We start from the raw sequence: 11,800 nt of genomic DNA, 5'->3' as shown, positions 1-11,800 counted from the left end.
GGGTAGCCGGCGCTTATTGGGAGGGCTACATGTCGACGTCGGCAAGGCCAGTAACCTTCCCCAAATTTTCAAAGTAGCGCATCGTCTTCGCGGCACAATCCAAACGGTCCACCTGAGCCACATCATCCGGACTATCCATATCAGGCCAACGTTCTTGCTCAATCCTGAAACGCACAATCGCCAGGAGCCGGTAATTTTTATGAGGCAACGGGCTAAACAGGGCAATCTGGGTGCCTGACTTAGCGTAGAACCCCACCATGTCCTCGTCTTCATATTTTGCTGCTTTGTAGAACACGACGCGGTTGATCGCGTTGAAGGGGTAGCGGGTCGGCTTGGAGAACCAGATGCGCTGCTCGATGCCCTCGGCGGAGGTCTTCACGTAGGCAACATGCACGTACCGCAACAGCGGAAGGACTGCAAGTGACAAGCATAGGTAGAGTATTTCATTGCCTGTGCCGAATTCTTCTTCAACATAAACATGTAAGAAAGCCATTAGCACGGACGGGACGGGAACAAATATCAGGCATAAAGCTTCGAGCCGAGTAACCCGTCGGATATAAATACCCTCACGTAGCCGTTGTTTATCTTTCCAGCGTTGCACCTCGTAATTGATGATGACATAAAATGTCGCAACTGTTGTGAGCGCAGCGAAGATACCCCAAAAGATAATCAGGAAAGTGCGCATGGTGGGTTCTCGTTTCGTGTGGTTGGTGAATAGGAAGAGCACGCACCCCACCCAAACTAGGCGGCGGTGCCTACGTGCTGAGGGTACCGAGTTCTTAGGGCACTGAGGGGCGCATGAGCCCCGAAAGCCCCGGGGCAGCGCGGGGGGTGAGCCGCGCATCCCCGGGAGCTTTCAGCCCACAAACCGGGGGCTACATGTCGACGTCGGCAAGACCCGAAATCTCTTGATTATTCATGAAATACGGAATGACTTCAGCACGGTTATCCAGCTGGTTCACCTTATCCACGTCAGCCGGATTATCCAGCTCAGGCCAGCGACCATACTTAATCCTGAACCGAGTAATGACCAAGAGATAGTACTCATCATAATTCGGGTTCAACGGGTTAATACGCGCACGCGACTTAGTGAGGAACCACATCCGGCTTGGGGTATCTTCATCCTTGGACTCACTATAAACAACGCTATCAATCGCGCCGATGGGGCAGATCCTCGACCCGCGAATAGGGGTGTGCATATTAATACCCTCAGAAGAAATCTTCATGTACGTGGCGTTGACATGCCACAGGTAGAACAAGAGGAAAGCAGTCATGAAGATGTAAATACCCTCCGCATAGGGGTTAGTCTCGGGGCCATTGAGCGACAAAAAATAGCGGATAATCGGGAAGCCCGGGATAAAGACAATAACGTACACCAGTAGCGCTCGCAGACGACTAATGTAGATGCCTTCACGCTTCTTCTTCTCGTCGCGGCGTCGATTGATGATGTAAGCGGCAAGGGTAAAAATCGTGAAAATAGTCGTGATGATGGAGCATACGCCCCAAAAGGTAATAGCAGATTCTTGAGACATCATTTAGCTATTCGCTCCTTCGGTCGGGTTGGAGTCGGTGATGGTAGTGGAGTGCGCATCGAGGATGCGTTGCAGATGCTCCAGGGTGTACTCGCCGTCAGATACTGAAGCACCCACGGAGGATACGGTTGAGGGGCGCTCGCAGGCACGGCGACTGCCGCGTGAACGAACGCCCCCTCCATCAGCGACGGCTAATCATGGAACCAAATAAACCGGTTTACTTATCCATCTCGTAGACCCAGCCACCAGCGTTACAGTAACGCTTGCCGTCCTTCTCGATGATGTAGTAGCCGGGCTCGTGGTTCTCACACTTCTGGATAACCTCACGGGCCTCTCGGTTAGACTTTTCGAGGTTCGCCGCACGAATCTGGAAGAAAGCAAACGTAGCAATGTACGCCACCAGAACCAGCGCAAGAGCGGCAATCGCCATGCCCTTACCCTTACCGGTGCCATTCTTGACCATGACCAGAGCAATCACCGCGAAAACAATGGTCGGGATGGTCAGGAACGAACCAATAACAAAGATGCCGGTCAGGGCGGAAATAATGCCCAGAACCAACGCGGTTACAGCCGCCCACTTCTTCTTCGGAGCCTCGACGGGCGCTCCGTATGCGGGCTGTGCGGCGGGTGCCTGCTGGGTAAACTGCGGCTGCTGCGGTGCAGCCGGCTGCGGGGTGTTTTCAGACATGAAAGTCCTCATTTCGTATGTGGTTGGTGAATATCCGGAAGCGCACCACCCGAAGGTGGCGTACCTTCCCCAAGGATACTCTATGTGCTTGAAAGCTCTGACAAGTGGAAATGTCGAGCACTTTGATGGTCTATGGGTTAGGTGGCTAAAAAGTTAACTGGGTGCAAGGCTCGGGTGAAGACTGGGCGACCATTCACCGGCTGGCTGGTGGCGGCGCTGGCGGCGCTCAGGTGAGCAGCTCCTAGCGTGCAGAAAGCCCTTGGGCTGAGAGGTAATCTCTCAAGCCCAAGGGCTTTCTCTATGCGGTGCTACATGTCAACGTCGGCAAGGCCAGTAACCTTCTCCAGATCCCTGAAATAAGAAATTGTCATACCCCTCTTATCGAGTATGTCTACCTTCGCTACATCTTCAGGGTTAGTCATATCCGGCCAACGTTCGTTCTCAATCCTGAAACGCACAATCGCCAAGAGCCGGTAATTGTTATGGGTTATCGGATCAAACAAGGCAATCTGGAAGCCAGATTTGGCGTAGAACCCCACCATATCCGGTTCATCAATATCTGGCTTTTCGTAGTACACGACGCGGTTAATCGCATTGAAAGGGTAACGGGTTGGGTTGGAGAACCAGATGCGCTGCTCGACGCCTTCGAAAGAAATCTTCACATAGGCAACGTGCACATACCGCAAGTATGCAACAAATATCGCTGATGCCAATAAACCCACTATCCCAAGCGTCACACCTTCTGTACCAGGTTCAAGAATGTAGACTGCAGCCATAAGAATTGGAAGAGCGGGGGTAAATATCACAATGAGAGCTTCGAGCCGAGTAACCCGTCGAATATAAATACCCTCGCGTTGCCGCTTTTTATCTTTCCAACGCTGCACCTCGTAATTGATGATGACGTAAAACGTCGCAATTGTTATGAGTGTAGCGAGGGTGCTCCAGAAAATCAGAGGGAAACTAGGCACAGTGGGTTCTCGTTTCGTGTGGTTGGTGAATAGGAAGAGCACGCACCCCACCCAAACTAGGCGGCGGTGCCTCCAGAAGATATGGTTGAGGGGCGCTCGCAGGCACGGCGACTGCCGCACACGCGAACGCCCCCACCCGTCACATCATCGGTCAATAACCGAGACGGTCGGTCTACTTGTCGTTGTCTACAGGGTAGAGCCAGCCGCCGTATGCGCAGTAACGCTTACCGTCCTTCTCGGTGTAGTAGGCGCCAACAAATTCCTTGCTCTCACACTTCTGAATTGCTTCCTGAGCTCGTTGCTTAAGCCTTGCATCCCTCTCAGCGCGCACATTGTTACCCAGAACGAAGGTAACCATCGCAACCGCAACCAGCACGAGCGAAACGATAGCCATGACCTTGCCCTTACCGGTGCCGCGCTTAACCATCACCAGGGCAATAATCGCGAAAATAACAGTCGGGATTGCGGTAAATGCGCCCAGAATAATGAAGCCGGTCAGAGCGGAAATAATGCCCAGAACCAGTGCGGTTACAGCCGCCCATTTCTTCTTTTTCGGTGCCTCGACGGGCGCTCCGTATGCGGGCTGTGCGGCGGGTGCCTGCTGGGTGAACAGCGGCTGCTGCGGTGCAGCCGGCTGCGGGGTGTTTTCAGACATGAAAGTCCTCATTTCGTATGTGGTTGGTGAATATCCGGAAGCGCACCACCGGCAGGTGGCGTACCTTTCCCAAGGATACCGTAGCGGGAGAAATCCCTTGATGAGAGTAGATGGAAGTATATGCACGCACTGTTGTGCAATGTCTACTATGAGAAATTTTTCTCACAACAGGGTGCGGAAGATGCGCTTTGCCGCGAAATAGTGTAATGTTCGAAGTGGTGCAAAGCACTAACGGTGCGTATTTGATATTTCGCGTATCCAATGCACATCTTCCGGCAACTCAACGACGAAAGAGGAACATCGTGTCCGATCGCGTACTCTCATCGCAGGCAGCCAAGGATGCCATTACTGCTCTCCAGAACATCATCAATGGCGGTCTGCAGAACGAAATCAACAACCTCAACCAGCAGGGTAACCAGCTGAAGGACCCCAACAACTGGGACGGCCCCCTGGCTGAGCGTTTCCGCAATGACACCTGGCCCGGTGTAGAAAACACCCTGCGTAACCTGACTCAGGAACTGACTGACCTGCGCGAGCAGCTCAACCAGATTTCTACCGATATCTTCCAGGCAGGTGGCGGCTCCTAAGCCTTCCCTGGTAAACGCCGTTTACCGCCCCGCTCCCCGGCTACGGGGCGGTGAGCGGTAGGCGGCGTTTTCTGTTATTCGGCTTCAACTCACGTCGTATCTAGGCGCAGTAAATGTGCTTGCTGAGACGTGTTTAATCACCACACTTCCGTACTAACCACACCGAAAGACAACAGAGCATGGATCTGAATACTGAAAAAGTCAAGTACGATGATGCTACGTCGGATGCCCTTGCCAATGCCTGCCGCACCGTTGCGCAGAATATTGATAATGCATTACCCTCCCTCAAGAGCTCGCTGACAACAGCTTTGGAGGACTTTAAAGGTCACTACGCCGATGTTGCGGCGGCAAATATTGATACCACCATTAGCGATGGTCGTGATATCGCCAGCATCTTCCGTCAACTGGCTGATGTGGTGGACCGCCTCAAAGAGTCAGCTCATAAGGAAAATGAGAACCGCGACCTTATGTACCACTATGAGCATGACTTGGGTGGTTTCCGTAAATGGTGGGTTGAAACGTTCGGAGGTGAACCGCCTAAGCCGACATCGTATAAGCCGGATACCTCGATTGACACCACATCGCTAGGTCATCGTGAGAGCACTGAGACCCGCTCAGGGAGTATGACTGTTTCTTCGGCGCGCCCTTCGACCGTGCGTGCTCTCTCTAATACTCTGGCGAACTTTGGTACTAGCTTTGACGCTGAGCCCGGCAAACTGCGTAACCTTTCCACAGAGTTTATGGTTAAGTGCCAGTGGGGCTCCGTCGATGCTGAAAATCTCATCAGCACGTTTGAAACGTGGAATAAGTCGAACGCTAATGATAAGACTTGGCTGGGTATCGTAGCCGATACTTTTGAAAAGTACGGTAGCTCGGGCGAGGTTATCATCGTTGCCAATTCCACTCTGGAAGGTGCAATCAGTGCAGCTGGCGTTAGTACTGAGCGCCATGATTTGGAAGTTCCAGCGCCGGCTGTAGTAGGAATGTCCACCACAAGCGGTTATGTGAACGACCCTGTGAACGTTGCGACCGGTAACTTCATTGAAGAAGAGACCGACATGGCGTTCTCCGGCGTGGTTTCTGCTTGCTCTGTAACCCGCATGTACAACAGCGTGGCTGTTTTCGGTCAGCACGCTGTATCCGGTGTATTTGGCGCGGGCTGGTCCTCAAATATTGAGAGCCGCGTGCAGCTGAACACTGAGAATGCTGTCTGGACTATGGTTGACGGTCGTGAGGTTACCTTCGACCGAATGATTTGTGAGGACGGCACCCACGGTTACGCTCGTGCTCCGCGTGAAGCGTGGTGGCTTGAAGAGCTACCCCTTACCCAGCTGATGGGCGAAGAGGGTTCTATTGCTGACCCCTCCCTGCGCTATATTTTGCACGCTACGGGCTATGAAGCTTCGTCTCTGCTGCGTATCTCCGACAACTCTGGAACCCAGCACATTTTTAGTCTCACCGGTGTTTACCTGGGTATGAGCGCTGGAGCAGGTACTGCTGTCGCGTATCTGCGCGATGAAGAGGGTCGTGTTGGCGTTATTGTGCATCAGCGTGGTGCACGTATCAACGTGGAGTACACCGAAGGCGGTCTTGTCGGTGCTATTCATTCTTCACGTGGTCAGTCTGTACGTTACGAGTACGTCACCCTTGATGGTCGTACCCACCTGTGCGCTGTGCACGGCGATGCCGGTACCCGCCGTTATGAACATGACGCTGCTGGCCTGATCCACCGAGTGGTGGCTAGCACCGGTGCTGTTGAGGTGACGAACTACTACGACCCTGCCGGTCGTATTACTGAGCAGGACACTGAATACGGTCGTCGTGTTCGCTACCGCTACCTGCCGAACGGCATTACTGACGTTTCTAACGAAGACGCCTCCTACACGAACCTGTGGGTTAGTGACCAGTACGCACGCCTGACCGCCATTGTTGACGCGGAAGGCGGGCGTACTAGCTATGCCTACGATGACTTTGGCAACCGAGTGAGCGTGGTGGACCGCGATGGTTCCCGTACTACTCGCTACAGCGATGAGCGCGGCCGTATTATTCGTGAGGTCACCGATGAGGGCGCTGAAACCCTCTTCGCGTATGACGAGCATAACCGTGTGGTCTCCGTGGCAATGAGTGCTATTGAGACGGACCCGCGCGCTCGCCGTGCCGCCCGTCTGGCTCGTCGTGCCCGCATGGAGGCTGAGGTTCAGGGCAACACCCTCGATGAGACTACTTCGGGGCAGGAGTCTGCCCAGAGCCCTGCTGTAAGCCCGATGACTACGGTGACTTACGAGTACGCGAATGATTTTGAGCGTAACCCTTCTTCCATGACCGACGGTAACGGTCATGTGACCCGTTTTGAGTGGGCTGACGGCCTGCTGCAGCGTGTGGTGAGCCCTGAAGGTGTTACCGTCTCCCTGGAATATGACGATTTTGGTCTGCTGACCGGTATTCGTAATGCTGAGCAGCAGCTGACCCGTTGTGAGTACTCTGCTGCAGGTCACCTGGTGAAGATTATTTCGGCCCTTGGGTTGGAAACTAAGTTCACCTATGATTCTGCCGGTCACATGGTGTGCCGTCAGGACCCGGATGGCTCCCGCTGGCGTTTTGAGTACGCTACTGGTGGTCGCCTGGTGGCTTCGGTGGATCCTGCCGGTGCTCGCACCGAGTATGAGTACGGTCTGAGCGGTGACATTGTTGCAATGGTTGACCCGCTGGGTCGCCGTATGGAGCGTTCCTTTGATACGAACGGCAATATTGACCGCATTACCCTGCCGGGTGGTGCGCAGTTCAGCTACGCCTACGATGGTTTGATGCGACTGGTCCGCACCATTGACCCCGCCGGTGGTGTGTGGACTCGCGAATATGATGCCGCAAGCACTCTGACCGCGTTGATTGACCCGACCGGTGTGAGTGTACGTACTTCTGTTGATTCCTCGCGCAAGACCATTACCACCAATGATGGTGTTGATCGCGTGCGTATCTCGTGCGACCACCTGGGCCGCCCGGTGCGTACCGAGGTTCTCTCCGAGGATTCTGGCCCGCAGGTTAGTGCAGATGCTGACGACCCGACTGTCTCCACAATGGTTTATGACGGCGCGGGTAACCCCGTGCAGGTTCTGGACGCTGAGGGCGGTCTGAGCCGTTACGGGTACAACGGTTCGAACCAGATGGTGCGCATGATTTCCCCTGCGGGTCGTGTGACCGAGTACAGCTACGATGCGTGCGGTCGATTGGCTGCAACCTATGAGGCTGCCGGTACTGCTGAGCAGTCCGTGACTCGTTACGAGTACGATGCTGATTCCCGTCTGATTCGCCAGGTGTACGGTGACGGTTCCGAGGCACGCGTTCGCTATGACGCATGCGGTCGTGTGCTGTCCATTACCGGTTCCGGCGTGGCTTCTCCGGTGTTCTACACCTGGGATTCCTGTGGCCGTGTGAAGAGCATCCGCGATAACAAGTGGGGTACTCGTTCGTTCACCTATGATGCCGCTTCCCAGGTGGTTGCGGTGACTAATGGTGCCGGTGGCGTGACCCATTACCGTTATGACGAGGCGGGTAACGTTACCTCCGTGATGGACCCTGCCGGTCGTATTACCAGCTACGAGTATGACCTGATGGGCAATGTTCTGGCGGCAACCAATCCGCTGGGTGTGCGCACTACCTCTACCTATGATGCTGCCGGTCGTCTGCTGACCAGCACTGACGGTAATGGTGCTGTACATTCCTTCGGCTATGACCGTGACGGTGTTCCCTGTTCCCATTCGGTGAATGGTTCTCTGCTGTACCGTACGGAGCGTGATTCTGCGCGCCGTACGATGACGACTTATGATCACGCGGGCGTTGATGCGTTTGGTGCTCCCGTGGTGACCGTCGAGTCGTATGACCGTCTGGGTCGTCTGGTCCGTCAGCGCCGTGAGTTTGGTGCCCAGATTCCGGAGTCTTTCCGCACTGCGTACATGGATGAGACTGGCGGCTATGAGCTGTCCTACGCTTACGACGCTGACGGTCTGCGCACTGAGTTTGTGCACCCTCTGGGTTCGAGCGCTTATGCGTATGATGCTGCTGGCCGCATGGTCAAGCAGACCGACATCACCGCGTACCGTCTGGATGGAACCGCCGTTACCTCTGAGTCTCGTGTGGAGTCTTCTTTCGAGTACAACGCTGTAGATGCGCTGGTGCGTGCGCAGGTATCTGATTTGGCGGGTACCTGGGTTCGCGAGTTTGGTTACCGTGGCGCGCACATGACCTCTGTGACCGAGCAGCCCGCTGAGGCAGACTCGGCTGTGGCAGACTCTTCTGAGGCTCTGCACACTGAGATTATTCGTGATGATTTGGGCCGTATTAGCGGCGTGGATTCGCCTGCTGGCCTGGTCATGTACACCTACACTGACGCGCAGATGCTCTCGTCTGCCGTTCGCGGCACCGAGACTCTGCGTTGGACCTATGATGCCGCTGGCGCGCTGGTGCGTGTTGAGTACTTTGATAGCGCTCAGCCTGAGAATGCTTGGGTGAAGGTGCTGGTCACTGATGAGGGTGCCCGCGTTCGCGCAGTATGTGTCTACGGTGTGCAGGATGAGGCGAAGGCTGGCTCCCAGTCGGCTGAGTTTGCCTCTGCTGTTGAGGATGCTCAGGCGTGGCTGGGCCAGTGTCCGGAGTCTGTGGAGCTTGAGGGCGTCACTTTGGTGCCGGTTTCGACGAGTGTGTTCTCGTATGACGGTAATGATTCGCGTCTTTTGCAGGTTTCTTCGGATGGTTCTGGCTCGTCGCTGAACTATGGTGCGGCTGGGTTTGTGAGCTCGGTGGCGTCGTGGGGTTCTGCTGAGGATTCGGCTGTGTCCTTCTCGCTGCTGTGTGCTTCTACTGATGGTCGTGTGCTTGCTGCTGGTGGTGCGCCTGCTGGGGTACCTGAGTTTGGCGTACCCTCAACCGGCGCTAATGCTGGTTCTGCGTCTGGTTTTGATGCTTCGGTGATGCACCCGTTGGTGTGGGATGAGAATTCGTTTGTTCCGCGTGTGCTGGGCGTGGGCGGTTCGTCGGTGTCTTCTGTGGGTTCACTGGTTCCTGGTGCCGGTTCTGGTGCCGGTCTGTTGGATCCGTATGGTTGGGCGTCTTTGGGTGTTGCTGCCCCTGCTGTGCCGTCTGCCCAGGGCGCTTCTGCTACTGGTGGTGCGCCTGTGTTGCCGGATTCGCTGGTTGGTGTTTCTGCAGCTTCGGGCGTGGTGCTGGGTTCTTCTGGTTTTGAGGTGTTGGGTGCCCGTGTGGTGGATTCGCGTGTGGCTCGCTTTACGGCGCCTGATCCTTTGGCCGCGCCAGTGGGTGCTGGTTGGGGTGCTGACCCGTTCTCGCTGGTTGGTGGTAACCCGGTTTCTTTGGTGGATCCGTGGGGCCTGTCGCCGGTGTCGGTGGAGGACTTTGAGAAGTATCGCGAGTCCTGTGCTGATAGGGGCGTGAATGGATGGCTAAATCGACATTCTGAAGGTATCCAAACGATGCTTACTGTAGTGGGGGTAGTTGCATCTGTTCTTGGCTTGATTGTCACTGGACCGGTGGCGCTTGTCGTTGTAGGAGTTGTTGCTGGCGCATCTCTTGCCGCGGCTTCCTCTATCTCAAGTAACCGGGATGAGAATGGTCGTGTGAACTGGGGACGAGTCGGAATCGATGCGGCAATTGGTGGAGCTTTTGGTGCTATCGGCGGTGGTATTGCAGGACAGGGTCGTAATATGATGGTTGCCTTGGGCCGTACTAAAGCCGTTGGTGCTCTAGAACAAGCTATCACCGGTGGATGGTCGAAGGGTGCGAAGGTATTCGCGACCAGGGCGAGCGTACATGCAATTCCCGAGGTTGCAGCCAACTTTGTGGGCGGTTTTGAGAACCTTGCCCATGATGCCGTGAATGGCAAGATTGGTGATAAGGGGCAATATTCTCTCCGTGAGCATGTTGTTTCTACCGTCAGCGGTGGTATCTTCGGAGGTTTGTCCAATGCTGCTCCCCGTGCACTCGCTGGTTCGTTAGCTAAAAAGGCATCTCCAACCCTCACCTCGATGATGGAAAAAACATATCAAAAAACATATGATAGTGCACTAAAAGCAAAGAATAAGATAACCCCTTATGTTCAAAAGATAAATAATGAAAAGATTACTAATATATTCAATGCTATCTCTGGAAAAGTGAGTAACTTGATCAAAAAGAGTAAAGTTGATGAGCCGCGTCCTCTAATTCAGCGTGCTTTTGATACCTTAACTCCCGCTGTTTTGAAAACTAGCCAGGATCTCATTGATACTTGGGGAAAAAAGGGAGAAATAGGCCTAACCGATATAATTTGGAGCGGCGCTAATGGTTTCAAAGCAGGTATTTCAGGGAGGAATAAGTATCATGAGGGATCTTCAGTAAAAGACCCGCGCACCATTGCACAGCTTGGTATGAGTCATGATACGAGTTTGTCTAGAATTACATATGTTCGTAACCCGGAAAAGAATCAAGCACTGCTGGGGAAGAAAAAGGAGGAGTTGGATCAAATTATGTTTGAAGTAGGCCGAGATAATGTAGTTTCAAAGGGAAAGGATGAATTGAAAGACATGGCCTCTTATATTAAAGAACATCGAGAAGAAGTAGTTAATAACTCGGATAAATCTTTTTCTGAATTAATAGTTGATTACCAAAACTCTAAGAGTGAGAAGTAACTATATAATGAATAGATTTATATCTGAAACTGTAACTAATGGTTCAATTGGTTTGGTGCGACCCAAAGGCTACATTCCTCTGGGACAACGGCAGAAAAAGCCGCTGCTGGCTGTTTTGATTGCGGACGCGGCTCTGCTGTTGGTGTGCTTCTTGTTGCCATTAGCGATCTCACGTGATACAGAAGAACTGATTTTCAGTTTTGTATTTTCAAATATTGTCGGTTTGATCTTTTGGTTCGTAGCTATCCACACCAATTCCTTCTACATCCAGCAGAATGAGACTTCCGTGAAGTGGCGGAACTGGCGATTCAAAACCCGCGAGTTCGACTACAGCAGCATCACCAAAATACATATGCAGGTTAACAATAAAGGTGGCTACTTCGTAATTAGCAGTAGTCAGATGGGTAAGCGTCGTCTAGGTGTGAGCCCGGTTTTCTTTGATGTCACCTACATTTACCACATGATTCTTTTCCGTGAGCGCTACGGTGTTTGGCCTCCCAAGTACATCCCGGAGCTCTTCGTAGAATTTGGTGACTATGAGGAGATGGATACCCTGATTAAAATCCTCTGCTACGCCCGCAAGTATGAGATTGGCTCGCTTGTCGGTAGGGAGGGGTACCTGCCGATCCCGGAGCACCTGCAGCGCATCCTTGATGCTTCATCTAAATAGTGTCATTCAGATGTAGCACCGCATAG

8 protein-coding genes are annotated in these 11,800 nt (G+C 53.6%); 3 read left to right on the top strand and 5 right to left on the bottom strand.

Annotated elements, in window-relative coordinates; genetic code table 11:
• Positions 1-25: 25 nt before the first annotated feature.
• From AB8C10_RS04190 to AB8C10_RS04170, 5 genes are all read right to left on the bottom strand, one after another.
• Positions 26-685: a hypothetical protein gene (locus AB8C10_RS04190; protein WP_368866939.1), complete on the bottom strand. Its 660-nt coding sequence runs from the start codon at positions 683-685 to the stop codon at positions 26-28.
• Positions 686-875: 190 nt separating this feature from the next.
• Positions 876-1,535: a hypothetical protein gene (locus AB8C10_RS04185; RefSeq protein WP_368866938.1), complete on the bottom strand. Its 660-nt coding sequence runs from the start codon at positions 1,533-1,535 to the stop codon at positions 876-878.
• A 214-nt stretch (positions 1,536-1,749) separates the two neighbouring features.
• A complete protein-coding gene (locus tag AB8C10_RS04180; protein WP_368866937.1) occupies positions 1,750-2,220 on the bottom strand; it encodes a DUF4190 domain-containing protein in 471 nt (156 codons plus the stop codon).
• 308 nt (positions 2,221-2,528) lie between these two features.
• Complete coding sequence (locus tag AB8C10_RS04175) at positions 2,529-3,188, bottom strand: hypothetical protein (RefSeq protein ID WP_368866936.1); 660 nt, start codon at positions 3,186-3,188, stop codon at positions 2,529-2,531.
• Positions 3,189-3,360: 172 nt separating this feature from the next.
• On the bottom strand, positions 3,361-3,843 hold the full coding sequence (locus AB8C10_RS04170) for a DUF4190 domain-containing protein (RefSeq protein ID WP_368866935.1): 483 nt from the start codon (positions 3,841-3,843) through the stop codon (positions 3,361-3,363).
• 302 nt (positions 3,844-4,145) lie between these two features.
• On the opposite strand from AB8C10_RS04170, the gene AB8C10_RS04165 reads away from it, so the two are divergent.
• The 3 genes from AB8C10_RS04165 to AB8C10_RS04155 all read left to right on the top strand — a co-directional run bounded on the left by AB8C10_RS04165 (position 4,146) and on the right by AB8C10_RS04155 (position 11,774).
• The gene (locus AB8C10_RS04165; RefSeq protein ID WP_005507345.1) at positions 4,146-4,430 is read left to right on the top strand and encodes a pyrophosphorylase; all 285 of its coding nucleotides are present in this window, start codon (positions 4,146-4,148) and stop codon (positions 4,428-4,430) included.
• 179 nt (positions 4,431-4,609) lie between these two features.
• Positions 4,610-11,104 (top strand): DUF6531 domain-containing protein, encoded by a 6,495-nt coding sequence (locus AB8C10_RS04160; RefSeq protein ID WP_368866934.1) that lies wholly within the window; start codon positions 4,610-4,612, stop codon positions 11,102-11,104.
• Positions 11,105-11,159: 55 nt separating this feature from the next.
• Positions 11,160-11,774, top strand: a complete 615-nt coding sequence (locus tag AB8C10_RS04155) for a hypothetical protein (RefSeq protein WP_368866933.1) — start codon at positions 11,160-11,162, stop codon at positions 11,772-11,774.
• The last annotated feature ends 26 nt before the right edge of the window (positions 11,775-11,800 follow it).

Source organism: Rothia mucilaginosa (genome assembly GCF_964210535.1).
Lineage (GTDB): Bacteria > Actinomycetota > Actinomycetes > Actinomycetales > Micrococcaceae > Rothia > Rothia mucilaginosa_F.
This window is presented reverse-complemented; position numbering and strand designations above follow the sequence as displayed.

Bases quoted from the DNA above. Each gene is read 5' to 3' on its own strand.
- AB8C10_RS04160 (WP_368866934.1), top strand. From the start codon at position 4,610: ATGGATCTGAATACTGAAAAAGTCAAGTACGATGATGCTACGTCGGAT.
- AB8C10_RS04170 (WP_368866935.1), bottom strand. From the start codon at position 3,843: ATGTCTGAAAACACCCCGCAGCCGGCTGCACCGCAGCAGCCGCTGTTC.
- AB8C10_RS04180 (WP_368866937.1), bottom strand. From the start codon at position 2,220: ATGTCTGAAAACACCCCGCAGCCGGCTGCACCGCAGCAGCCGCAGTTT.
- AB8C10_RS04185 (WP_368866938.1), bottom strand. From the start codon at position 1,535: ATGATGTCTCAAGAATCTGCTATTACCTTTTGGGGCGTATGCTCCATC.
- AB8C10_RS04190 (WP_368866939.1), bottom strand. From the start codon at position 685: ATGCGCACTTTCCTGATTATCTTTTGGGGTATCTTCGCTGCGCTCACA.